This window comes from Candidatus Brocadia sp. (genome assembly GCA_021646415.1).
Taxonomy (GTDB): domain Bacteria; phylum Planctomycetota; class Brocadiia; order Brocadiales; family Brocadiaceae; genus Brocadia.
Map to the genome: position 1 here is coordinate 29,119 of SOEU01000012.1, position 26,105 is coordinate 55,223.

At 42.4% G+C, this 26,105-nt stretch carries 20 protein-coding genes and 2 pseudogenes; 5 read left to right on the plus strand and 17 right to left on the minus strand.

Annotation, left to right across the window (positions count from 1 at the left end):
- Positions 1–5 precede the first annotated feature (5 nt).
- The 10 genes from E3K36_10750 to E3K36_10795 all read right to left on the minus strand — a co-directional run bounded on the left by E3K36_10750 (position 6) and on the right by E3K36_10795 (position 13,153).
- Complete coding sequence (locus E3K36_10750; protein ID MCF6155712.1) at positions 6–605, minus strand: hypothetical protein; 600 nt, start codon at positions 603–605, stop codon at positions 6–8.
- A 141-nt stretch (positions 606–746) separates the two neighbouring features.
- On the minus strand, positions 747–1,022 hold the full coding sequence (locus E3K36_10755; protein ID MCF6155713.1) for a hypothetical protein: 276 nt from the start codon (positions 1,020–1,022) through the stop codon (positions 747–749).
- Between the two features lie 85 nt (positions 1,023–1,107).
- A complete protein-coding gene (locus E3K36_10760; GenBank protein MCF6155714.1) occupies positions 1,108–2,019 on the minus strand; it encodes a tetratricopeptide repeat protein in 912 nt (303 codons plus the stop codon).
- 342 nt (positions 2,020–2,361) lie between these two features.
- Complete coding sequence (gene mgtE / locus E3K36_10765) at positions 2,362–3,726, minus strand: magnesium transporter (GenBank protein ID MCF6155715.1); 1,365 nt, start codon at positions 3,724–3,726, stop codon at positions 2,362–2,364.
- 29 nt (positions 3,727–3,755) lie between these two features.
- Positions 3,756–4,946, minus strand: coding sequence for a DUF362 domain-containing protein (locus E3K36_10770; GenBank protein ID MCF6155716.1), 1,191 nt, complete (start codon positions 4,944–4,946; stop codon positions 3,756–3,758).
- 203 nt (positions 4,947–5,149) lie between these two features.
- On the minus strand, positions 5,150–6,613 hold the full coding sequence (locus E3K36_10775; GenBank protein ID MCF6155717.1) for a radical SAM protein: 1,464 nt from the start codon (positions 6,611–6,613) through the stop codon (positions 5,150–5,152).
- Between the two features lie 244 nt (positions 6,614–6,857).
- On the minus strand, positions 6,858–9,512 hold the full coding sequence (locus tag E3K36_10780; protein MCF6155718.1) for an EAL domain-containing protein: 2,655 nt from the start codon (positions 9,510–9,512) through the stop codon (positions 6,858–6,860).
- Positions 9,509–11,635 carry a nitrate reductase catalytic subunit gene (locus E3K36_10785; GenBank protein ID MCF6155719.1) on the minus strand — a complete coding sequence of 709 codons (2,127 nt, stop codon included), beginning with the start codon at positions 11,633–11,635 and terminating at the stop codon, positions 9,509–9,511. The genes E3K36_10780 and E3K36_10785 overlap by 4 nt, the downstream gene beginning before the upstream one ends.
- Positions 11,636–12,081: 446 nt before the next feature.
- The gene (gene cobK / locus E3K36_10790; protein MCF6155720.1) at positions 12,082–12,840 is read right to left on the minus strand and encodes a precorrin-6A reductase; all 759 of its coding nucleotides are present in this window, start codon (positions 12,838–12,840) and stop codon (positions 12,082–12,084) included.
- A gap of 88 nt (positions 12,841–12,928) precedes the next feature.
- Complete coding sequence (locus E3K36_10795; protein ID MCF6155721.1) at positions 12,929–13,153, minus strand: hypothetical protein; 225 nt, start codon at positions 13,151–13,153, stop codon at positions 12,929–12,931.
- A gap of 27 nt (positions 13,154–13,180) precedes the next feature.
- Here E3K36_10795 and E3K36_10800 point away from each other — a divergent pair, with 27 nt between their 5' ends.
- The 5 genes and pseudogenes from E3K36_10800 to E3K36_10820 all read left to right on the plus strand — a co-directional run bounded on the left by E3K36_10800 (position 13,181) and on the right by E3K36_10820 (position 18,068).
- Positions 13,181–14,242 carry a DUF362 domain-containing protein gene (locus E3K36_10800; protein ID MCF6155722.1) on the plus strand — a complete coding sequence of 354 codons (1,062 nt, stop codon included), beginning with the start codon at positions 13,181–13,183 and terminating at the stop codon, positions 14,240–14,242.
- Positions 14,239–15,450, plus strand: a complete 1,212-nt coding sequence (gene lhgO, locus E3K36_10805) for an L-2-hydroxyglutarate oxidase (GenBank protein MCF6155723.1) — start codon at positions 14,239–14,241, stop codon at positions 15,448–15,450. The genes E3K36_10800 and lhgO overlap by 4 nt, the downstream gene beginning before the upstream one ends.
- A gap of 77 nt (positions 15,451–15,527) precedes the next feature.
- Positions 15,528–15,750 (plus strand): annotated as a pseudogene (locus tag E3K36_10810) (BrnT family toxin).
- 3 nt (positions 15,751–15,753) lie between these two features.
- Entirely contained in the window at positions 15,754–17,316 is a 1,563-nt protein-coding gene (locus E3K36_10815) for a hypothetical protein (protein ID MCF6155724.1), read from the plus strand.
- An 87-nt stretch (positions 17,317–17,403) separates the two neighbouring features.
- Positions 17,404–18,068: pseudogene (locus E3K36_10820) on the plus strand (DUF2278 family protein).
- Between the two features lie 372 nt (positions 18,069–18,440).
- Here the strand turns inward: E3K36_10820 and E3K36_10825 are convergent.
- The 7 genes from E3K36_10825 to cobU all read right to left on the minus strand — a co-directional run bounded on the left by E3K36_10825 (position 18,441) and on the right by cobU (position 26,104).
- A complete protein-coding gene (locus tag E3K36_10825) occupies positions 18,441–18,926 on the minus strand; it encodes a DUF1566 domain-containing protein (GenBank protein MCF6155725.1) in 486 nt (161 codons plus the stop codon).
- 96 nt (positions 18,927–19,022) lie between these two features.
- Positions 19,023–20,798 (minus strand): hypothetical protein, encoded by a 1,776-nt coding sequence (locus E3K36_10830; GenBank protein ID MCF6155726.1) that lies wholly within the window; start codon positions 20,796–20,798, stop codon positions 19,023–19,025.
- 259 nt (positions 20,799–21,057) lie between these two features.
- Positions 21,058–22,350 carry a replication-associated recombination protein A gene (locus E3K36_10835; GenBank protein MCF6155727.1) on the minus strand — a complete coding sequence of 431 codons (1,293 nt, stop codon included), beginning with the start codon at positions 22,348–22,350 and terminating at the stop codon, positions 21,058–21,060.
- A 94-nt stretch (positions 22,351–22,444) separates the two neighbouring features.
- On the minus strand, positions 22,445–23,659 hold the full coding sequence (locus tag E3K36_10840) for a HAMP domain-containing protein (GenBank protein MCF6155728.1): 1,215 nt from the start codon (positions 23,657–23,659) through the stop codon (positions 22,445–22,447).
- Between the two features lie 79 nt (positions 23,660–23,738).
- Complete coding sequence (fsa, locus tag E3K36_10845; protein ID MCF6155729.1) at positions 23,739–24,389, minus strand: fructose-6-phosphate aldolase; 651 nt, start codon at positions 24,387–24,389, stop codon at positions 23,739–23,741.
- Between the two features lie 102 nt (positions 24,390–24,491).
- Positions 24,492–25,484 carry a DNA polymerase III subunit delta gene (gene holA, locus E3K36_10850; GenBank protein MCF6155730.1) on the minus strand — a complete coding sequence of 331 codons (993 nt, stop codon included), beginning with the start codon at positions 25,482–25,484 and terminating at the stop codon, positions 24,492–24,494.
- Positions 25,484–26,104 carry a bifunctional adenosylcobinamide kinase/adenosylcobinamide-phosphate guanylyltransferase gene (gene cobU, locus E3K36_10855; GenBank protein ID MCF6155731.1) on the minus strand — a complete coding sequence of 207 codons (621 nt, stop codon included), beginning with the start codon at positions 26,102–26,104 and terminating at the stop codon, positions 25,484–25,486. The genes holA and cobU overlap by 1 nt, the downstream gene beginning before the upstream one ends.
- Position 26,105 lies beyond the last annotated feature (1 nt).

Consider the following 26,105-nt stretch of genomic DNA (forward strand, 5'->3'; position numbering starts at 1 on the left):
GATGCCTATTTCATCTTTGAAAGGTTAAAATCATACAAGGTCTCTTCCCCGCCAGGAGCGACAACTACCAGGGTGATAACCGAATTTAAATCAACACCTTTTGTTGGGAACTTAAAGACAAGGCGGGCTGAATGGCATGGAGAATTGGGCCAAAATTCGCTGGCATCTGCTAATTCCGGTACAAACTCGAACTCGGGTTGTATTACATCGTCCTTATAATAAAGCTTGGCAGAATAATACTTAGAAAAATTATAATCATCACCATAGACTGTAACTGAAAAGGTAAGCGCATCTCCAATTTCTACTGCCTGCTGAATATCTTTAGGGGTAAATTCTCTGTGTTCCACAGCAGCTTTTCTTGCCTTGTAAGCAACATTGTGAAAAGGTGTAAACAACGTCGCAGACCCATAGCCTTTATCCTGAGAAATAGTCCATGGCCTTGAAAAGGTGGCAATGCTTACATGTCTGTTTTTCTGACAATATTCGATGGCTTCTTGTATCTGCTCCGTGGTCAGCTGCAAAAAAATGGCATGAGCTGGTTTTAAAATTAATAAACACAGAAACAGACAGAAAACGCACGTTAACAGGAATAGCTTTTTCATCACGAATTTTTCATCCTTAAACAGAATCAATAACTATATGAGAAATTCTTATTATACAAAAATTACGATTTACTTTGGAATGGTAAGATTGATGAAAATATCACTGACCGCTTATCTTAGGATTTCTGCGGATGCTTTTTGCAGCTATTCAGTACTCTGCTCGGTTGTCGTTGCTTCTTCCGTAGCAGCTGGCTCAGATGTTGCTTCAGTCTCGTGTTCTTCTTCTGCAGATGGTTTTACCACATAATTCTTGCCAGTCTTCATGAGGCTGGCACTGCATACGATAAACATAATGCCAAATACAACAGCACCAACAAAACAAAGTACCCCCCCTACATTATTCACAAATCCTTCTACTTTTTGATTGCCCATAATCTTTTCGGACTTTTCAGTAATTATTTGATTCAGCTTATCTATCATTTGCATTTCCTCCCATTACTTTTACAGTATCATTAAAACTTAGCTCAAAACAGACAACACTCTCCGTTTCTATGAATCCATATTTTCAACGCTTCACTAAATCGTTATATTTGGACAATTCCCTATCAGCATCTTCATTCATCCCTTTTTCACGATAAATAGACTCAAGATTTTTATATGCCTTTGCATACTTCGGGTTAATGGCGATGGCCTTTTTGTACTCAAGTACTTGTTCCTTATACATCTTTTTTTCACCGTATGCAATCCCCAAATTAAAGTGTGCCTCGGCGCTATTGGGATTCAAGTCCAATACTTTCTTATATTGCAGAATTTCATCATCTAACAAACCTTTTTTACCGTATGAAACACCCAAATTGAAATATGCGTCAATATAACTTGGATCGATTTCGATTACTCTTTTATATGCAGCAATGGATTCATCGTGCATTTCCTTTTCACGATATGCATGTCCCAGGTTATACAGCGCCTCAAAATTCTCATAATCGAGTTCAATAACCTTTTGATACGTCCTGATCTCGTCATCCACCATTCCTTTTGCACCATATGCGATTCCCAGATTAAAGTATGCATCTCTATAATTTTGGTCTAACTCAATCGCCTTTTTATATGCAATAATCTCTTCATCAAATAACTTCTTTTTGCTGTAAGCCACCCCCAAATTATTATAAGCCTTAGCGGAACAGGCATTCATTTCAATGGCCTTTTTGTATTCAGCAATTGCATCCTCAATCATCCCGCGCTTATTATATTCATTTCCCAGCTGATAATGTACATCAAAGTCTCCGAATTCATCTGCGTTGTAACTGTTAACAACATACAAAAAATTGAAAAGAATAATAACAAAAAGAATCTTTTTCATATACTCTCTTTTTAAATCAAACATGATAAAACCAATACATTTTTTCGTTCTCTGCGCAAATCTCGTTTGTAATGTTATAAAATTCTGTTTCAGAGAGGTCATCCAATTTTTTACCATATTTCTTTATGACCTGATTAAATTCCAATATCTTCTCAACGAGATTTTCGTGGGTTTCTGCAGAACCGCCCAATATGTAAAAATTCTCACCAGAGGTGATTCTTTTATGATTATCTTTATTGTCAAAGGCAAAACCACAAAGGATGGAATTTTCCCCGGACACATTTTCCTGACTATTCAAACCGTAGCTCCTTTCGATTGAATATCGTGCAACCTCATAATATTGAAAAAATCGTTTAAAGAATACCATTCCACCCAAAAAATGTCAAGCGAATATACCAAGTCTCCATGTATCGGGAAGGCAGAATTTGACAGCGACAATACCGTACTGATTGCTTATCCCTACGGAGCAGTAGCGGAGAGTATTCTGCTGGCAATCTCAAAATAAATAACAAGTCCCGTAGCGTCTAACAGCGTAGCAATGAGTGGTGCAGATACAAATGCCGGATCCAGTTTTATAAATCTGAAAAACAAAGGAATGGCAACACCAACAATATTTCCTACACTTACTACAATACACAGAGATACACCCACCGTCAAAGCGAGCGTTGTCTGTCTTAATGATATTTCAGCAATGGTAAAGGCAATCAGGCCCATGATGAGTCCCAGCGAAACGCCAACCTTAAATTCCCGTAATATAATTCGCCACCATTCCCGGGATTTTACTTCACCAGTCGCCAGCGCCCGGATAATTAAGGTAGAGGACTGTGACCCCGTATTGCCACCAGACCCGGTAAGCATGGGGATAAAATAAGCAAGGGCTATCACCGAACTTAAGACACCGGAATAATTTTTCAGTATGGTTTGAGATATGGTCGCAGCAATTACGAGAATGACTAACCAGGAAACACGGTTAATGACTCGCTTTGAAAACCCTACACGAAAATATTCTTCCTCAGTAGTTTGTATACCAGCCATCCTCTGAAAATCTTCTGTCACTTCTTCTTGCACAACGTCTAATACATCATCCACAGTAACGATCCCTACCAGTCTGTCCTCATTGTCCACCACGGGGACGGCAAGAATATCGTATTTTTGAACTACCTGGACAGCTTTTTCCTGATCATCCGTGGTATGAACATAAAAAACATTCTCATTCATGATATCCTTAATGAGTTGATCAGGGTTGGCAAGAATAATATTCTTCAGAGAAGCAACGCCGCGGAGTTTTTTTGTCTCATCTACAATATAACAGATATAAATTGTTTCACGATTTGGTCCGGTTTTACGGATGTGTTCCAGTGCCTTCGCCACGGTCATATCCATCTGGAGATCTACATATTCCGTGGTCATTATGCGGCCTGCGGAGTTATGAGGGTAGTTCAGAAGTTCATTGGCTTCCCTGCGGTCTGCGGGGGGGAGAAGTTTTAAAAGTTTTTCTACGAGATGGGCCGGTAATTCATCAAAGAGTTGTGTACGATCATCCGGCTGCATTTGCACTAAAATTTCTTTTACATGCTGCTCGGTAAACTGCTTAAGAAGTTCTTCTTGTTCGATAGGTTCAAAAAGGGCAAAGACCTCGGAAATCTTATTTTTGTCGAGCAGTCTAAAACTCATCACGCGTTCTGCGGGGTCGAGTTCTCTGAGAATATCTACAATGTCCGCAGGATGACGCTCCCGAAGGAAGTCCCGCAATCCCCTGAAATCCTTAGTTTCAATGAGTTCCTTAATTTCAGGAAGAAATATCTTTGTCCACTGCAGTCCCATTTTTTATTTACGATAGGAATAATTGCAATTTATTCAACCTTTTCTACTCCCAGTGCCTTTGCCATGCCCAGGAGTGTCCTACCCAGCAATGAACGTTTCATTTCAATTGCATTAAAATCGCACACCTCATCACAGCAAAAACATCCAATACATTTCTTTTTATCAACAACCACCTTGCCATTTTCTTTCGACATAGCGCCTGCAGGGCAATTCCTTACACACTCGTAACACCGTGTACAGTTCGAATGATTTACCGTAGAAAATGTGGAACACGTGCTATCAAACATCAAGGCCAGCAAAAAATCTGGCAGATATTTTCCCGCAAAATCCTGGGCACCGCTGGAAGGCTTTTGAAAATCCGGAACAGATACATTACTGATAGTTTCACCGACGACATCGATAGTATCCGGCTCACCTATACCTAAACCACGATGATGCGCAAACCGGATAGTAGGTATGGCCATAGGTTCAAATCCAATAATACTGCTGGCTACGGCATCTAATGCCACACTGTCACGGCTGGCGAGGATCAATCCGACCTTTTTCGGGGAACCGGCATTGGGACCATTTCCCTCCATCCCTACAATGGCATCCATAATAATGAGATGCGGAGGTACCATCTGATAAATGTCTACCAGCGCTTTCGCAAACACCGTAGGTTTTGGTGCAATTAAATGGACATTTTTTTTCCCATTGCCGGGGATAGCGCCCAACATATTCTTTATCGCACCTGTGTATTGCGTTAAACCATGTGTCTTGAGTTTGGGCACCGAGACCACAAAGTCCACCGCCCGCAACGTTCTGGCGATACGAAATTTATCCAAAATTTCATAATCCCTGTTATGAACATCAACATACTCATCCTTATCAAAATTAACAATCCTTGCCCCTGTTTCCTCTGCAATTTCATTGATGCGGGTAATGCGAAAGGCATTAAAGGTAGAAGCGTTCTTTACGCTGCCTGACGAGTCTCCAATATAAACCTCACAACCAAAGTCCCTTTGAAATATACGAACAAGCACCCTGACTACTGCAGGGTGAGTGTTGACAGCCCTTTCCGGAGGCTGTGAAGAAGAAAGGAGATTGAGCTTTAAAAGCACCTTCATGCCGGGCTTAATCAGCCTGTCAACGCCGTTGAGCAAGCTTAAAGATTTATGAATGGCATGGTAAACCTTTTCTGATTCATAATCATCACATTTAACAACTGATACGGTAGGCATAGAATAACCTCGTAAAAATTTTACAAACCAAGAAATCTGACTTCCGCTTTTCCTGCAGGCACTGCAACTTCACCTGTTATCTCGGAAATGGTTTTTACACCCTTTCGCTGACCCAAACTACTGGCGGTTTCCCTCCTCTATTTTTATGGTGTTGAACTCGATTCATAACTATAGCAAAGTAATGGAATATTACAACAAAATACTTAAAAGAATTTGTTCATGGCCTCCGCCCTTGCCATATCCCTTTTGTACAATTCCATTTCACTCAGATTATCTCCAAACAGCCTGTTTTTTAGCCTCAGGAACGGCCTCCTGAAATAATGCCGGTAATAATAGGCAAGGGGGTAATTTTTAATGAAGGCTGGTGTGGTGCAAATATAATTGGCGTATTTTTTGTTGTATTTCCATCTGAGAAACTGGAGGTCTTCCGGCCCTAAATGATTTGTTTTGACATTCGCCCAAAAGCAGTTGTAGCGACTATAGTCATATCTATTTGTTATCAGTCCGGCATTCAGTAACTCTTTACGCATACCCGTTTTGGGATAAGGTGTTAGTATCTGATCTGCAAAAAAATCTATATGCAAATCTACAAAGAATTCATAATTTCTTGCAATGTCTTCTTCCTTGTCATTGGGGTTCCCGATGATCATACCACCCACAATCATGATATCGTGTTCATGCAATCGCTTGACGGCAAGTTTGGTTTTTTCAATGATATTTCCCTTCTTCATAAGCCTCAGATTTTCTTCTGAGACATTTTCAATACCAAGGAATACGATTCGAAAACCCGCCTTGGCCATCTTTTCCACAAGGGTATTCGAGGAAGCGATCCCGGTACTGCTTGCCTGGATGATATAGCAAATATCATTATGGCCAGCATCAACGATAGCATCACAAAGGGTCTCAAATCCTTTGATATCTAACGTAAAATTGTCATCCGAAAAGACAATGAAGTTTGCACCATGCTGCTTGGCATTGGCAATATCCGCAAGTATCCTTTCAATGCCAAATCTTCGGAATGTTTTTCCGTACATCTTATCCATACTGCAAAAATTACAGGGCATAACGCATCCACGGGAGGATTCCACGATGTCGAGGGTAAAACCATAATATCGATACCCCTTCCATATCCTTTTGGAACGATCCGGAATTTTTATCTTCGTCAGGTCTTCCAAAGGACGCGGAGGATTGTGGATGAAACAACCTTCATTCCGGAATGAAACACCACAGATACCTTCTATGGCTCTTTCACCGTTTATGGCCTCTACTAATTCATGAAAGCACAAATCCCCTTCACCCCGAATAAGAAAGTCAAAAGGGTCAGACTCTTCACTCTTGCATATTTCATCGTACATGAGCGTAGCATGGTAGCCGCCTAAAACAATCTTAATATTATTATTGAGACCCTTTATAAGACTGGCTATTCTCCGGGCTGTGGCAAATTGGAAGCTCATTGCCGTTAGTCCAACGATGTCTGGCCGATACTTTGCGATCAATTCCCTGACGGTTTCATTAACCCGGTCTCTCCGCAATATAAGATCGGCTATATAAACGTTATGACCCTCAATATTACCCGCAATCGATGAGATGGCAAGGTTAGGTGGCTTCCACCGCTTTGCATTAAAGTGAGGGGCACAATCTGGCATGGACATTAACAGTATATTCATTGATTACCTTGTTAAAACAAAAGAAAATATAAGATAACTACCGATGTATCAAATATTTATACTTCACGAACAACTTAAATATGTACATTTTTCAACAATTATTTCAATGAGTTTTATAATATCAACACTTAAACGATTTGTAAATAAACTTGTAAAACCTATGAGTTGAAAGATTGATATGCAATAAATGAATTTCTACGCAGTTGGGATAAGAACCTGGAATGACTATTTGCGATGTGAATTTCTAAAAGATCACCAAAGGAGTGGAAAATAAATTTGATGACTCTTTATTATCACGAGCCATGCATACTTTATCCTGCGCCATTTTCCGTTCAAGCATTTCGGCAGGCAAGGGTTTACAGAATAAATATCCTTGAACCTCATCACATTGCAGTTGTTTGAGTAATGAGAGTTGGTCATCAGTCTCAACCCCTTCAGCAATAACCTTGAATTTCAGGCTCTGTGCCATAGCAATTACAGATGCCACGATCGCCTTATCATCATTATTTTTCACGATATCTCGAACAAAATACGGACTAAATTTAAGCTTGTTGATAGGGAACATCTTGAGATAACGTAAAGAAGAAAAACCCTCACCAAAATCGTCAATAGCGATTTGAATCCCCAAGCCGCTCAAACTTTTTACTTTCTGAATAGTAGTTTCAATATCTTGCATAGCTATACTTTCCGTAATTTCAAGTCCTAGTAACTGAGGATCTAAACCTGTTTTTTCCAGTATTGACTGTACTTTTTCCAACAAGTTTTGCTCCTGAAACGTATGCGCTGAAAGGTTTACAGCCACGCATATAGGCTGAAATCCGGCATCTTGCCATGCCTTGTTTTGTGTACAGGCGGTTTGCAACACCAATTCATCTAAAGAAACAATCAGCCTTGTGTCTTCCGCATACGAGAGAAACTCTGGCGGAGAAATAATCCCACGATCAGGGTGCTGCCATCGTACCAATGCTTCCATACCAATTATTTGTCCGGTATTAATGTCCATTTGAGGTTGATAGTATACTACAAATTCCCTGCGATTCAGTGCCCGGCGGAGCTCTGTCTCCATCGTCATCCTTTTAAAAGATTTGACATGCATTGCCGGAATGAAAAACTGATAGTTGTTTCTTCCCTGCTCCTTGGCATCATACATGGCAATATCGGCATTCTTCAGCAGTGTCTCAACATCTTTACCGTTATCGGGATAGAGGGCTACCCCGATACTTGCGGTAGCATAGAGTTCGTGTCTATCGATCACCCACTTCTGTTTGAAGACATTGAGGATTTTACGCGCAATATTGTGCACATCTTCCACGCGAGTAATTCCTGTTATCAGCAAAGAGAATTCATCACCGCCAAGTCGGGCAACAGTATCCCCTTCACGTACACATTTCCTCAGTTTTTCAGCAATACGGTACAGCAACTGGTCTCCAAAGGTATGTCCCATTGTATCGTTAATAATCTTGAACCTGTCCAGGTCAAGAAACATTACGGCCAGCTTTTCTTTCGTACGATGTGCCTGAGCTATCGCTAGAGTAAGACGATCATTGAACAATAATCTGTTGGACAAGTTGGTAAGGGGATCGTGAAAGGCTATGTGTTTGATTTTTTCTTCAGATTGTTTGCGCTCGGTGATATCCCTGAAAATACCCATCAAATATGTTTTTCCTGCAATGGTTATCAGTGACGAGTTAATATCAACATAAAAAATACTGTTGTCTTTTCTTTTCACCGGCATATCTCTGGCAAATGTATTTTCACTTTTCGAGTACTTTTCAAACTCATCCATTACTTGAGATAAAGCTTCCCTGGGATGAATATCCATAACTGTGAGTTTTTCCAGCTCTTCCATGGTATAACCCAGCATCCGGCAAATCTTTTTATTCCCCGTATAGAGTCTTTTGGTCTCCACATCTACCATGAGTATTCCGTCATTTGCGCTGTTAAATATGGCCTTAAATCTACTTTCCGATTTAATGAGCTCCTCCTGATTTTGTTTGTGAACAATGCCAAGGGCGATTATATCTGCAACTGATGCCAGTGCCTTGAGTGTAAATTCGGTAAGAAGATTACGGGAAAACATGACCATAACGCCGATCAGATGATTCCCTATAATCAGAGGATATCCGGCAAAGGAGACCATTCCCTCCCGTTTAGCCCAATTCTTGTCACTAACATCCGGATCATCAATAACAGAGTTTGTCAGATGGGATTTGCGCTCCCGGGCAATACGCCCGATCTCGAATTTGCCAAACGGTATTCGGCTATGGAAACCGTTTACGTGAGTATACATACCGGCACTGGCCTGCAATTCCAAAACATTTTCTTTTTCGTTAAGTGTCCAGATACGCGCAAACGCTGCACCAAGATGATTAACTACTGCCTCTGCACAATAGCATAAAATTTCCTGTAAAGTGCTACCCCTGGTAAGCGCAATGCTTACATCTTTGACAAATGTAGTCAGACGCATCCGTTCCGCCAATTCAATCGTTCGCTTCTGTTCTGTTATATCTCGCCAGATGCTCATAATGACACCAGCATCCTCAGTTCCAACCCTCTCAATAAAAGAAACATTAACGCTGAGGTATCTTACCCCATTGCATGACGTTAAAACAAACTCTACATCATGGCACGAACCTTCGACGTGAACGCGATTCTCCATTTCAACCCAGCGTTTTGGCCCATCGGAACTAATCTGCTCTAACCAGAGGAATAAGTTTGTTTCGAGCACCTCACATCGGTGCTTCCCAAAGAAATCGCAAAATGCCTCGTTGACTACTATGATATTGTGCGTTACGTCAGTAATAACAATCCCATCGGTCGATGCACGCAGCAGCGTTTCAAAAAATTCAATTGTCCGCTGTGATACCTCAATTTTGCTTTGATCATACAGTTCACTCATAACAATCCTTTGTCATCGGTGTATACAATTTTAGTTACCTTAACTGCACAGTACTTGAATTCCGGTTGCTTTGAATGAATATCGTAAATCGGGTTACAGACAAGGTTCGCAAGTTTATCATTGCCTGCGGCAGATGCACTGCCATAATGGAAATTCATGTAGACCGTGCCAGCAAGTACACGATCTCTGACAGAGGCAACTCCTTTGACATTGCCCTGACGTGAAGATATCTCAACCGCGTCACCTTCAGCAATTCCAAGATGGGCAGCATCAACCGGGTGAATCTCTACCAAATTATCCGGCGCAACATTATTAAGACTAGCAACACGACTGGTACGGGTACCCGTATTGAAGTGACAGGCAAGACGCCCGGTAATAAGAACAAAGGGATATTCATTGTCTGCCATTTCTGCTGGCTCCCTGTAATCACGGGCAAGGAGTGCAGCGCGACCGTCCGGTCTGGAAAATCGCAGATCAGTAAATAACCTCGGCGTACCAGGGTGATCAGCTTCCGGACAGGGCAGTTGAGGACCTATTTTATCACGGAGACGGTTGTAACTCACACCGCTCATATCACACATACGCCCGCGTGAGATTCCCCTCCATTCCTCGAATACTTCTTCTGGTGAGGCATAAGGAAATTCTTTGTGAAATCCCATTGCTCTGGCTATCATCCAGATGATCTCACAATCAGACTTTGCCACTCCAGGCGGTTCAACAATCTTTTCTGTCAGTTCAACACGCCTTTCCGAAGAAATAAGCGTACCTGTCTTTTCGCACCACTGGGCGCCAGCGAGGATTACGTCTGCCAGCAGTGTCGTTTCGGTGGGATGAAATATGTCCTGAACAACAAGGAGTTCCGCCTTTGAAAGTCCTTCTTCCACCCATCGCGTATGGGGAAGGGATGCCGCTGGATTGGAAGACATGACCCATAGCGCGCGCACTTTACCAGAATGGAGACCATGAATAATTTCAATGATTGAGTGACCAGGTGTAGGCTGAATTTTTTCGGCTGGAATGCCCCAAAATTCGGCTATCTCTTGCCTGTGCCTGAGATTGGTAATCATTCGCATGCCTGGCAGAAGATGTGATAGCGCCCCAACCCAGCGACAGCCCATGGTGTTAGCTTCGCCTGTGATTGAGAGTGGACCTGCTCCGGGACGACAAAAATCACCTGTCAACAATGATAAATTATGCAGAGTGTTATTTTTGAAAACTGCTTGTGGCGATTGGTTGTAACCCTGGAACCAAAAGGTTAACATCGTTTTCGCTTTCCCAATGATCCGTGCGGCCTCGTAAATTTGATTCTCCGGACAACCGGTAATCTGAGCAACAAGAGACGGATGGTATTTTCCCACCTTTTCTTTGAGATCACTAAATCCAGAAGTATAATGTTTTACAAATTCTTTATTAATAAGACCCTCTTCCAAAAGCACATGAGCAATGGCATTATTCAGGGCAACGTCCGTACCTGGTCTGAGCTGAAGATGGATATCAGCTATCGAGGCGGTCTCTGTTCTTCGAGGATCAACGACAATAATCTTTGCGGCATTTTTCTTCCTTGCGGAGTAAATACGTCTGAATAAAACAGGTAATGATACTGCCATATTATTGCCTGCAATAAAGAACAGATCGGCATCTTCAATGTCGGAATAACAAGTGGGTGGCGCATCGGCACCGAGAGTAGAAATAAATCCCATTGCCGTACTCGCCATGCACAAACGGGCAGTACTTTCCACATTATTAGAACCAATAGCCCCTTTCATGAGTTTGTTTATGAGGTAGTACTCTTCGTTAAAACAAGCCGCACCACCAAAGAATGCGATTGAATCTGGGCCGTGTTCCCTGATGATTCGGTTGAACCCGTTCGCTACATGCTCAAAAACCTCATCCCAGCCTGCAGGTACTAACTCATCATTACGGCGAATCATTGGCCGGGCCAACCTTCCCTTTGTAGTGAAAAGTGGTGGGTAATTGGCAGGCAATGCACAAATGTCCCCGTCGTTAACGGGATGACCCTTCATTCCCTGGACTTTAATAATCTTTCGTTCTTCGAACCCCACCATCAGGCCACAGCCGAAGCCACAGTAAGGGCAGGTTGATTTCTTCCATTGAATGGCCATGTCAAAACCTCTCTTACTAAAACCAAACCAAGGAACACGATACTTGCTCCCAACCTCTGTTTGGGAACAAGCAAAAGTACCGCCGAGTACTTTAATTATTCCAAAACTGGTTTTTAATCCCTTATAAACTCGAAATTTTAAGACAGTAATGATTTCTATGACAACAGTGAATTAGAACAGCATCTACCTGATAAGGTAATTTACGTACCGTTAAGGACTTTTTTATCCCAAAATGCCAGAAATCTTAATGACTAAGATAAGATGCCAGGGGTTGCTTAAAAAGTTTTCACTCCATAATATAGCTGTAGAGCAAAATGACATTTCGCTCTATATACTGTATATACAAAATGATTTTTGCCAATTTCCCCGTATTGCTCAATGGTTTTTGAGAAGTTTCTGGTTTTCGCTTTCCTGCCATAGTTTCTCCCGGCGAAATACTACAATGACTATGGTATTTTAACCATATTTATCAACTCATCAATAGACGAGTATTTTTGGGGAAATTCTAGTTGAGGGCGCTCGAGGACTATGGTATCTATTCCTTCTTTAAGTGCCGCATGAATTTTTTCCAGTACCCCTCCTGCCTCCCCACTGTCTTTAGTTACCACCGTATTAATGTGATACTGTCTGAACATCGCCCGGTTCAGATCCTCTGAAAACGGGCCATGCATGGCAATAATGTGGGTTGGCGGAATCCCCATATCCAGACATGAAACAATGTGTTCGGGCACAGGGAGGATACGCACATACAATTCCTTTTCATCCTTCAGGAGGATAAATTTGGAGACGCTCGATATACCTGTCGTCAGAAATATTTTTTTTCCGAGTGTCCCGGACTTATCTACAGCCTCCGCCATTGTTTTAACCTTGTGGATCAAAGGATGTGTTGGAATTTCTATCCCCTGCCTTTCAAAACGGAGATATCGGGTATTGGTTTTTTTGCAGGCATCCATGGCATTCTGAGACACCTCTATCGCATAGGGATGAGTAGCATCCACTACAATGTCTATTCCCTTTTCTTTGATTAACCGGGAAAATCCCTTTGCATCCAAACGACCTTGCAGGCAAACGTTTTCCAAGCCCATCTGTTCAAACATCTTTTTGCCGTATTGCGTTGCAACAGTTGTCAGGATGCCCAATCTCTCTTCATGAAGCCTTCTGACAATCTCTTTGCCTTCTTCTGTACCTGATAGCACAAGGATCATGTTTTAATGCCACTTAGAAATTTTTCTATATCTCTTGTATTCGAAAGAATATCGTGAAGATATTGGGTAATACGTTTTTTTTCAACGTTCATCGATACGCCTCGCCAAAGATAAAATAATTAACCCTGTATTGATCTGATATCCGTTCTCTATAATCAGTCCTCAATCCCCGATTTTTATCTACAATGAGAGGCGTTATGCGGTCTTTTTCGATTTGAGACACGATATGTATATTGTCTATTATCTCTGAATCTATGAACTTGAACCTTTCTTCAGGCTTTGTTATAGTACAACAAATGAAATTTATGGTCAATTATAAAACTATCTTCCTGAAATAATTATGATCATTATCAAATCCCGGCTTTTCTACAAAATCGGTGTATCAATTTTCCTCTTTTTAAAACTTCGATGGAGGGACCTTTTCAAACTTCTTTTAGCAAAACCAAAGACAAAAGTACCAAATCGCAACCACATCCAGAACATTTTCAAGGAGGAGAATAAGGCACTTGTCTCCATTGTTCAGGGTGATGATATTTATGCAATGCTGAGGAAAGGACTGGAACTCCTGGGTGGATTGGAAAAGTTAGATATTCAGGGCAAAACTGTCCTTATAAAACCCAATATCGTCAACCGTTATCCGAGCCCTGCCAATACAAATCCGCTACTCATAAAGTATCTCACAAAACTCCTGCACGAGTCCGGGGCTTCCAAAATATTTGTAGGTGATATGTCTGCAATATATGCGCTTCCAACGAAGAAAAATGCCATGAAATCAGGCATATGGGAGGTTATTCAAACAGAAGAAGTGACATTTGTCCCCTTTGAGGATCATGGATGGGTAGAGGTAGAAATACCCAATGGAAGATTCGTAAAAAATGCAATTGTATCAGAGATTATTTATCATGTTGATAGGGTTATCAACGTCCCTGTCATTAAGACTCATAGCTTTGCCAATTATTCCATATCACTCAAAAACTTCATTGGGGCTATTCATGCACAACAACGTCCTTACTTTATTGCACCTGAATTTTGGGACGAGGTCGTTGCTGAACTGAATGTAGCCTATACACCCCACCTCAATATTCTGGATGGAACAAAGATTTTTATAAAGAAGGGTCCTACGAGGGGAACTGTAGCCTCACCGAACCTTATTGCTATTACCGGAGACAGAATCGCGGCCGATGTCGTAGGACTGAGCATTATTAAAGCATTCGGAGGAGAGGAAAAAATCAGCAATAAAAGTGTGTGGGAACAACGGCAGGTTAAAAGGGCTATCGAACTGCATCTTGGTGTCAGTAGTTCTTCCGAGTTAAAAATTGTATCCAGGTGTCTCGGTACCAATAAACCCAATTATGAAAAACTTATTAAGGAGATCCAACACTATTTGAATAAACAAACATGATAACAACCGATATATTAATCGTTGGAGGTGGAATTGTAGGTATTTCCATTGCCAAAGAGCTAACGAGCAGGTATCCAGATTTAAATATTACATTGATAGAAAAAGAAGCCACGGTGGCATGTCATGCAAGTGGAAGAAATAGCGGGGTACTTCATGCCGGTTTTTATTATACACCTGACAGTCTCAAGGCAAAATTTACCGTAGAAGGAAATAGGCTTTTAACCGATTATTGTTTAAAGCATAATCTTACCATAAATAGATGCGGAAAAATTGTAGTCGCAAAGGATGAAAAGGAACTCGAAGGTATTTTTGAGCTAAAAAGGCGTGGAGATAAAAATGGTGTAGAACTAGAGATAGTAGATGAAAAAAGATTTACAGAACTTGAACCAAATGCCAGGACTTTTGATAAGGCCTTATATTCACCGACAACTTCAGTCGTAAATCCCTCCGAAGTTGTCGAACATATCGCTCAGAATTTAAAAGGAAATGTAAAAATCTTACTTAAAGAAAAGTTTATAAAAAGAGACGATGTCTCCACAGTGAGTACGAATACACAAAAAATAAAATTTAAACATTTAATCAATTCAGCAGGCTTATACGCTGATAAAATAGCCCATCAATTTGGGATCGGGCAAAAATACACCTTAATTCCTTTCAAAGGTCTATACCTGGAATACAAAGACAGTACTTTAATTCGCAAACATATCTATCCTGTACCCAATTTAAAAAATCCATTCCTTGGTGTCCATTTTACCATAACTGCGGCCGGGAAAGTTAAGATAGGCCCAACATCAATTCCTGCCTTCTGGAGGGAAAATTATCAAGGCCTTTCGAATTTTAGCCTGAATGAATTCTTTGAAGTGTTATTTCATGAGGCAAAGCTTTTTGTCACCAATGCCTTCAATTTTAGGAGTTTAGCCTTTGAAGAAATGAAAAAACATTACCGGAATTATTTTATACAGCAGGCGTTACATTTAGTAAAAAAGATAGACACAAAGAATTTCGGCAACTACCTGAACCCAGGCATACGGGCACAATTATTAGACACAGAAACCCTGAAATTAGTGATGGATTTTGTCGTCGAACACGGGGAAAATTCCATACACATATTAAATGCTGTTTCACCGGCATTTACCTCAGCCTTTTCGTTTAGTAAATTTATTGTTGATGAAGTGGAAAAGAGAATGGGACTTAAAACTACACTGTAGCATTCATAACGCAGATTGATTATGGCGGGCGATGCCCCGTCCTACCTGACTGGTTTGACGGCATTATCGAAAAACTCATCGGAAGACATAATGTTCAACAAAATGAAGTCAGGGAGGTTTTGTCAAACAAACCTCATTTCAGATTTGTTGAAAAATGACATCGGTCAGGTGAAAAATGTTTATGTAGCTTTGGGACAGACCCTTAGCGGTCGTTATCTTATTGTCTTTTTTATTTATAAGACAGATAAACGTGCTTTGATATTATCAGCACGGTATATGACAAAAAATGAAAGGAGGTAAGGGATGTCTACGATGGATAACGATGTTCTCTGCACGGCTAAGCAAGACCCCGTGAATATCAGTGTCTATGGAAATCCTGTACTAGATGTCATCGTAGATGTCAGCAATACATCGCGCCATTTGGCGGAGCGCGATGCCGTTCAGAAAGTGGCAACAATCCACAGCAGCGGGGATCTTGAGTTTCAGCCGAACACGTATTTGGGATTCTTTTTCCAAGGTAAACCCGTAGTGTGGGGGCCCTTTAATCTAAACAACGGGCAGAAGGTTTATTCTGTTGGTAAGAAATTTCCCGTATTCATCAGTATGGGTTCCGAGGCTGAAAATTTGTTGAAATCGTGCACAGTAGCAATCTTACCAGGCCCAGTGCAGCGCATTGGCGGTGGCGGACCAAACGTTCTTTTTGGATTCTACGACGTCTTCGCCAAATTGAGAGTTGAACTGCTGGCGACCGTTGAAAAACCAATGCCGGGAGGTAGAGCCAAACTGGACGTTTTCGTGAAACAACTTACGAAGAAAATTGGGCTTTACACCCCTATCCCGATATACGATTGGCCTGGCGTGAACCTTTGTATCGAGGGATTGGGCCCGAAGAGCGACCGTACGATTTTCACTGCGATGCTTCCGCCGCCGCAAGTGTCACCTTCAGCCCTCCCAATGCCAAGCGGCCGGGCGATTATGGTGAATACGGTGTACGCTCCAGCAGTCGCCCTTGACGCCCTTGCATACGCTTGTGAGAATGAGCGGATGGGCATCCTAGCACTTACTAAGCGGCTTTGCAGCAAGGATACAGTTGATAAAAAGGTCTTTGAGGAGGTTCTTGCGAATCACCCGTTGATGCGGCGTGAGGCAGGTATTGAGTACGCTAGCGTCCATGACTTTGTGATCAGATACGTACTCCCTCACGGAGGCTGTATCTGCATAATGAATGAGGACGAGATCCAGCACCTCACGGGCAAGTCCGTCTGCATAGAAAGAGACAGTATATTTTATCCCACCCTCGGACGTGTTGTGGAAGTATTAAGAGAGGTGCGGAATTTACAAATGGGGAAGAAGGATCGTTTTTATGTAACCCTGGGAGCAGATGGCAGCGTCGTGCTCGATGAGCACAATGAGTTGATTTACTGTGGCATAGTAAACGACCCGAATAGACAACAGCAAAATAAGACGGCCATCGGTGATACATTCGCAACCTTTATACTAGCTCTTGAGACCATCGGAATGTATAATAGACAGTACAACATACCTGCTCAAGACGTGATCAAGGCAGCTGCTGCGGGCGCAGACTCCGGAGTATATGATGGCTTTGGAAATCTCACAGTTGACACGGTCAACTATTTCCTCAGAGAGAAGAAACGGCGTCTGGTCGGTCTTGGCAGCCTGGATTCCTTTCCAAGCAAAGATTGGGTGGATAAACCGATAGCTCACTTGCGTGAAGTGGACTGGGAGCCACTCATTAGTGTGAATCATGCAGGAGAAGGCTATGTGCCCACTACCTTGCAGAAGGTCATCGGCCAGGCGTTTCTTAAGCTCCCTGTTCCGGAGAAAGAGGCTGGCCTAGGACGTTGAAACGCATAACGACCGCTTGCAGCCGACCTCGCTAACGCTCGGCGGCTGAAGCGGAATGTTATGCAAAAAGAAATGGAGGAATGAGACATGCCACTTAACGATGGCTACGGCGTCATCATCGGAACCTTACACAGTTTCTACCGTGATCCGGTAAATGACTACGGGCAGTACTACCACGGCAACGTTGAGGTACAGACCCCTGCCGGCATCTATAAGTGCGCCATCGACGTCGATAGCAAGAAACTGCCCAACGGCATCGAATGGCGCGTGGTTGAACTGGGAAAGGCGAATCTGAAGGGTGTTGCAGCATTAGCCAATGGTTGGCATTACCCGCCATCAAGTGCCACGTCAGGGGCGCTGGATTATGTCCGCAGCCCAGAATTTCAACCTAAAGCGGGATGTGTTTTCGTGGTATCAACCCCCTTCTCGAGGCGCTTCGCCGGCTTCTCCAGGCCGTAATCAATCCTCCGTGGAAAAAAGGAACGAGCATCGATGCGCTAGCCGACCTCGAACCCTTGCTGCAAAAGTCAAAAAGGTTGTATATCTTTGGCGAACCTTTCGTCAATGACCTCGGCGTGCACAACATTCATCAAAATCAGGGCGACCCAGCAGGCAGCCAATGGTGGACGGAAAACGGCATCTGGCAGGACGGCGCCACCCTCATCCAGCGCCAGGACGACACCATCGCCGCCTTCCTCAACAAGTTCAAAACCCAGTCCAACAAAACCGATATCAACGGCCACCCTGTGTAGCCTCTACAACGGATCGCGTTTGTAACTTGATAGTATAAGGAATTTTCATTTTATTTATGCGGTTTTAGGATATCAGATAGCCGCTCAGGGCCGGTTCAATCTTGCAGACTTCGTCGTAATCATAGTAGAACGATTTCCAACCCTTACATTGAAATTTCTGTGTCTGCTTAATTCAACCGATAAAGTAAAGGCATGTCCATACTGATTGAAATTATGAAATGCCTAAATCTCCTTGCAAATCAGTACAAGCACCTTCAACCCCTCCAGCCTATCCAGCAATTCAAGGAGCAATGATCTGCTTTCCTTCGTGAATTTGCGTTAAAAGATCAATCAAACAATCTCGCGACTCTTTTCTCTCAACTTACTCCCTGGTTATATTTGTGGTATCGGTGGAAGTTCCTGACCATCATACCCGTATCCTCCTCGCACACACCATACATAATGGAGGCTGTCGCTGCTGCCTCTATCGTCGTTACTCACAAAGTCAGCTTGGAAGCTCACGGTTAATGCGAAATTGGTATTGTTGGCATGGATAGTAGCAGACCAATAGTGGTCTAACTGCACATTTGTAAAGGGATGGCCGCCTGGCAAGAACAAGGCAGGAAAAGTCTGTGTTGGATCCACCAGGCTTGCCAATTCTTCCACCGTAGGCAGTCGCCATCCTTTACGACCACCCACCGTTTTTCGATAGGCATATAAAATAGCATCAGCCCAAGTTCTCCGTGTTGTATCCGGAGATTTCTCCCAGACGAGTCCTGTCTCCTTGTCATATATGGCCTCATCATCCAATACCAATACAAACCGGCTAGCGGCATCAAGCTTCTCACTCCAGTTGGGTGGTTTGAGCATCTCTTTCATAAAATGAACTAAAATTTAAAAATTTGGCCCCTCTGCCGTTATACAACGAATATTCAGAAACCATTTTCATTAAGTTTTGAATTCCTTATCATGAACTTAGAAATACTGCTTTATACCCCAGAAGGCGGAACTCTTGCGGAATGCCTCGTCAAGATCGATCTCGACAATCATCCCCCATTCGTATTCCGGAATCCAGCACCAGCTCCCCAATACTGGTACCCCCCGATAGTCGGGATATCCTGTATCATCGTACCCCTCAACCCCGCCCAGACATTCGGCAATCCCCTTTGTCAACCTTCCTGTCTCCGGGTTAATTCCTTTGAGTTCCAGAGATGTTCTGTCTTTTATCATGCCATTGCGTTTAAGCTCAATGACAAACCGGGACTCTGTAATAAAAACCCCATCTGAATTAACAAGATACATCTCGCCACTTTCACCGATCTCAGCACTCTGCATGAGTTTGTTCAACTCCATGGTGTCGATCCGAAGAACCACGACACCTGCAAACGCCCCGGTGCTATCTTTGACTACAACAGAAACAAACAGGGTAGGCACATTGCGCTCAACCTTGCCAAACTCATTTAAGATTGGTGTGGCTGATGGCACTACATCACTGACAAAAACATCGCGCTTTTTTGCCTCGGAAAAAAAGTCTTCCTTAGAAATATCCATATTCACCAGGTTTTTTTCAGTGGATAGCTTTATAATTCCAGCAGAATCACAAATAAATATCCCTTTATATCCATACTCATCTCTGATAAACTCCAGATAATTCAAGGCATTCACAAACTCATCTACCGTTACTACGCCTTTTGTGTAAGGAAGTGTCTGAGGCTTTTTGGCAATTGCCCTGGCATTATTCTTGTGTCCTTCCATACACATCTTTACCAGGCTGACTTGACGATGCATAAGACCGCGCAGATTTTTAATGGTGGTATCCTGAAAAAATTTACGGACCTCGTTGCATGCCTCATCGATGTCAATTTCGGAAATAATACCCCAATTCAGATACGGCAGCCACATCCAGTAACCTATCACACTAGTACCTCGATAGTCGAGGTAGCCCGTATCATCATATCCTTCCATTCCTTTCAGACATTGCTGAACCGCCAAAGTCAGGTTTCCCGTTTTGGGATTTACTACCTTCAACTCTAAGGGCGCCCTCTTTTTTATAAGACCGACTTCCTTAAGTTCGGCTGTAAACCTGGAGTCGGTTAACATGTGCCCGTCTTTGTTAATTAAATAAATCTCCCCTGTTTCAGTAGCTTTCATTGGCATAATCAGTTTTATGAGTTCATTCAAATCGAGCCTATAGACCAGGACCCCCAGGACCTCCATTTTTTCATTAGTAACCTGGGTTGCTACAAACATCGTGGGTAACCCCAACTCCGGCTCACCAAATTCATCTTCAATAGGTACTGTAGAAGGCACAATATCGGAAAAAAACGTTTTCCCCTTCATTGTCTCCTGAAAATATTGTGCAGAGGATACGTCTTTCCCGATATTATTTTTATCCGTTGAAAGAATAATCGTACCCGTAGGATTTGCAATAAAGACTTCCTTGTAATGATATATATTTTTTATAAAAGTGATATATTCAATGGATTTAGATAAATCCGGCTCCTTAATTTCCCGAACTGCCGCACTACGGTCAATCGGTAAATTATAGGCAGTAACCCTTATATCTTTCTTTCTTGCATCAACCCATGCCGTAATAATATCCGCCTGCTTTCGTGTAATGCCCTGCAGATCCCTCACGATACCTTCCCTAATAATACTCAGGGTATCAGAAAAGTTCATTTTAACTACAAACAGAGACAATAAGGAAAATGAAACAAATGCTGTTATGGTAGATTTGGTTGTTTTAAACATTGCCTTTCCTCCTTACGAAAAAAGAGTATTTATAGCATCGTTACTAAGAGAAATATAACAACCAACAATAATTATGATGTGTGAGAACTCTATAATTCCAAGTTCCTTTCAACCAAATTTGGAAGGAGACTGCAATTTTCCAGCCTGTCGTTCGAGGGATTTATTATTCAGAAGTATTATATCTTGTTTTTCATAATTTTCAAATTAGTTAAGGAATTTAGTATAAATAAACTAATTGAAGATGCGAAATCACCTTCTTTCACTGTTTGCGCTCTCTCTTATAAAGTGCAAGCCGCTCTTTGATCACTTTATCAAATCCGTTGTCCGTTGGTTTGTAGTATTCCCTGCCACGAAGTTCATCTGGCAGATAAGCCTGTTCTACGTATCCTCCAAAACTATGAGGGTACTTGTAACCCATCCCATAACCAAGGTCTTTCATCAACTTCGTGGGAGCATTACGGATATGAAAGGGTACTGCCAAGGCACCTTTCTCTTTCACATCTCTCAATGCCCCGAAATAGGCCATGTAGGAGGCATTGCTCTTGGGTGCACACGCAAGATAGGTCACGCACTGAGCCAAAGGTATCCATCCCTCCGGCAATCCCACAAAATGAAAGGCATCCTTGGTTGCCACGGCCAACTGAAGAGCTGCAGGGTCTGCATTTCCAATATCCTCTGAAGCAAATATAATCATACGGCGGGCAATAAAGAGCGGATCCTCCCCGGCATCAAGCATCCGCGCCAGCCAATAAAGTGCTGCATCAGGGTCGCTCCCCCGCATAGATTTAATGAAGGCAGAAATTACGTTATAATGTTCTTCTCCACCTTTATCGTAGAGGAGTGCTTTCCTTTGCATGGCTTCCTGGGCAATTTCTACCGTTACAATCCTTTTTCCCTCCTGGTTGGGTTTTACCAGCATAACAGATGCCTCAAGGGTATTTAATGCCACACGTGCATCTCCGTGAGAAAAATCTGCAATAAAAGCAAAGGCATCATTATGAATTTCCACATTCAAACATCCAAGACCTCGCTCCTTATCCCGTACGGCATTTGTCATAATGGTCTTGATATGGTCTTCAGTAAGTTGTTCCAGCACCAACACCTTGCAGCGTGATAAGAGGGGGGCATTGACCTCGAAGGAAGGATTTTCTGTTGTAGCACCAATTAAGGTAATAGTGCCATCCTCTACCTGATGCAGGAATGCATCCTGCTGGGCCTTGTTGAACCGGTGAATCTCATCCACGAAGAGGATAGTTTTTTTGCTGTAATATTTTAGTTGATTCCTGGCATCTTCAATAACCTCACGAATATCCTTGACCCCCGATAATACCGCCGAAAAGGCGACAAAATGGGCATCAGTTGCCTGGGCGACAATTGAAGCCAGCGTTGTCTTCCCGACCCCCGGAGGTCCCCAGAAGATCAAAGAGATCAATTCCTTATTGTCCACCAATCTCCGCAGTATTTTATTGGGCCCAACGAGGTGCTCCTGACCCACGAACTCCTCCAAACTTCGTGGTCTGATACGATCGGCCAGTGGTGGCTTTTTTATCATATTTGCCCTTGCATCAAACAAATCTCTTTGTGTTTTTTTTACTGTCACCTAAACTCCCTTTATAACCTAAATTTTTTCAATGTAATCTGTGGTTTCACATGCCCTTTTCATCGGTCTGAGACTTTATCATTTGAGACCTTGCCTCCAGAGTCTCTGCCATCTTATTTATAGCGCCTGCAAGCTCACCAATCTCATCACTTGATGTGTAAGAGACCCTCGTTTTGTAACTGCCATTGGCAATTGTTTTTGCTGTTTCTATAATGTGATAAATCGGTGCAGAAATTTTTTTGCTCAAAAAAAAGGATACAATAATAACTCCCATTGCAACCATCCCGAAGATGAGCAAGACATAATTTCGTAATTCGTAAAGGTTCCCGTAGCCTTCATTGACATCAATCTCGGCAATCACGCCCCATCCGTAATCTGGCATCCATTTCCAGAATCCCAATACAGTTACGCCCCGGTAATCGGTATAGCCATTGGCATCAAACCCTTCCGAACCTTTCAGGCATTCACGAACTCCCCTGGTTAAATTATTTGTGCCTGAATCGGTAACTTTCAATTCCAGGGCAGACCGCTTTTTTATTCGCTGCCTGCTCTTCAAGTCTTCAGTAAACCGGGACTCCGTCAGCATGTATCCATGTCCGTCAATCAAATAGGTTTCCCCTGTTACCCCAATATGGACATTTTGCATCATCTTGTTGATCCCGGAGGCGCCTATTCTGAGTGTCACCGTTCCCACAACAGAATTCGACTTATCCTTTATTGGCGCAGAAACCAGCATGGTGGGCACACCGACTTCGGATATACCGGCCTCATTTTCAACAGGAACATCAGAAGGTACGATGCTCGAAGTAAATAGGGCTCCATTCATAGCAGACCGAAAATAGTCCTTTGTTGAAATATTTACGCCCACCAGTCCCTTTCTGGATGCAATCCTTACAACACCTTTATGATCTGCAATAAATACCTCTTTCCCTCCGTACTCCTTCCATAGATAATCAAAGTATTTGATTGTATCCAGATATTTGAATAATTCCGCATGTTCAGTGTTTTCCGTAGTAAACGATTGGAGTGCAATAAGGACAAAGGGATTATTTGCGATGAACTGAGCATCAGCCGTACGCTCTTCCATCCATTTGGCAATCAGTTCTGTCTGTTTTTGTACCGCCCCTTCCAGGTTTTTGATAATTTCATCTTGTAAGGCATGAAAGGTAATGGGGTAAACTACCAATCGCATGACAAGCAAAGGAAGAAACGTTAAGACCAGAAAAAAAATACTCAGTTTACTCTTTGTAGGCTTGAACATGTTTATTCATGGTAATATTGTAAAAATAGCAAGTATTGCCATCACTCTGTCAAAAATAGTACCTCGCCTTGCCAGCCATTTATTTATTTTTTGGCACCTTTTCCCAATCGGCCAGAAATCGCTTAACACCATCATCCGTTAATGGATGCTGAACAAGCAAATCAAACACATTAAAAGGAATGGTGGCAACATCGGCCCCCATCAAAGCTGCATCACGTACATGAACGGGATTACGAATGCTGGCGACAATAATTTCCGTTTGAAAACCATAGTTGTCATATATAGTACGAATATCCTGGATCAGATCCATACCTACCTGCCCCCTGTCGTCTAATCTCCCGACAAAGGGACTCACATAGGTACCACCCGCTTTTGCTGCCAAAAGGGCCTGATTCGAGGAAAAACAGAGTGTCACGTTGGTTTTAATGCCTTCTTCCGCTAATCTTTTTACTGCTTTTAAACCGTTTTTTATTAACGGAATTTTGACCACAATATTGTCGGCAATCTTTGCCAATTCTCTTGCCTCCTTAAGCATACCTTCTGTATCAAGACCCACCACCTCTGCGCTAACAGGGCCTTCCACAATAGAGCATATCTCCTCAATCGTTTCACGAAAAGGGCGTCCGGTCTTGGCTACCAAAGATGGGTTTGTTGTTACCCCATCCAATATGCCCAAACTGTGCGCTTCTCTGATTTCTTTTACATCTGCCGTATCAATAAAAAACTTCATTTTATTTCCTTTCTTAAAAGTTCAAAATTTTCACCTTCAAAATCAGATTCTTTTATCATATCCTCTGCCAGTTTACAAGACTTGATAAATCTATTTCACTATTTACGTACATAGTTTATACACGAGCAGTTCCAGTAACATTCTCGTACCAAAAGAACTCGTTTTGCTCTTCACATCAGTTTCTAACAAAAGCGCATGATTTTTCATGAGATTTTCTTCAGTATATAGTTTGACCTGTTCAAAAAACCGTTTTGCAAAGAATGGTATTATCTGTAACTCCGATGCGATTTTTTGTTCATTTCCACCCTGCTGCAACATCTGCTTTGCCCTCCACAGTCGTTTTATTTGCCATGCCAACAGACTAATAATCCTTACCGAATCTTCTCCATGCGCCAGCATTTGGCTGAGGATTTTTAGCGCCAATGTCACATTCCTTTGCGCAACGGCATCGGTCAGTTCAAATACGGTACGATTCCTGTCCACACCCACAAGGGCATCTACGTCCCTTTCGTCAATAGTAACCTTTTCACCCAGGTAAATGGATAACTTTTCAAGGTGTTTATCCAGGATCGCTAAATTGTTCCCCACATCATCAACCAGTCTCAGCGCTGCCTTTGCAGTGATGTCTTTTTTGTAAAGCTTCGTATGAGTATGCACCCAATTTGGCAAGAGATGATCCTTTAGCCTTTTACACTCAACCGATACACCCACCTTATCAACAAGGGATGCCAATTTCGTTCGCTTATCCCATTTATCACAGACAAGAACCAGATTGGCATGACTTGCGGGTGCCAGTAAATATTTTTCAAGTGTTTCTCTATTCTTATCAACAAAATCATCTGCCTCTTCTACAATCACCAATTTGTGCTTGCCCGAAAAAAGCGACAAAGTCCTTAATTCATCAAATATAACGCCCCCGGAAATTTCATCGCCATCAAATTCAACCAACGCCATACCAGGATCGCTATCTTTAAATGAATTAGCCTTTACTGCTGAAAGCGCTTCATGGATAAAAAATTCTTCATCTCCATAAAATATATACACGGGAAAGGTCTTATCCTTATTCATTAAGGCCTTAAACTGGTAAACATCCATTACTTTATCCTCTGGGCAATACCTGCCACTATGAAGTACACTTCGTCAGCCTCTTCCGCCAGGGTCTGGTTCGCAAAACCAGCAATATCCCGAAAAACACGGGACAAGGCATTGTCAGGCACAATACCCAGTCCAACTTCATTCGATATGATAATAACATCTGACCTCGATTCACGACACACACGGCTGAGTTTACTGATCTCAGCAAGGATTTGCACCTGCTTCTGTTTTGAATTTTCCTCAGGCGCGGCCAAAAGATTCATCATTTTTGTCATTTCACCAGAAGATACCGCCCCATGTCCCTTCGTTTGCAAAGGAAGAGATTCTTCATACAAAAGCAGATTCGTAATATAGAGGGTAATACAATCAATAAAAATAAGACCCGCCTTGCCATTTAAATCCGCCACAACCCTGTCCACATGATACGGAGACTCAATGGTCTTCCAGTTAAAGGGACGTCTGGCACGATGAGCCCGAATCCGTTCCCGCATCTCATCGTCCTTAACCTCAGCTGTAGCTATATAAACCACATCATTATACTTTTTGGCAAGTTCTTCTGCAAAGGCAGATTTGCCGCTTCGTGCACCACCAAGGACAAAGGTTATTTTAGCCATTTTAATA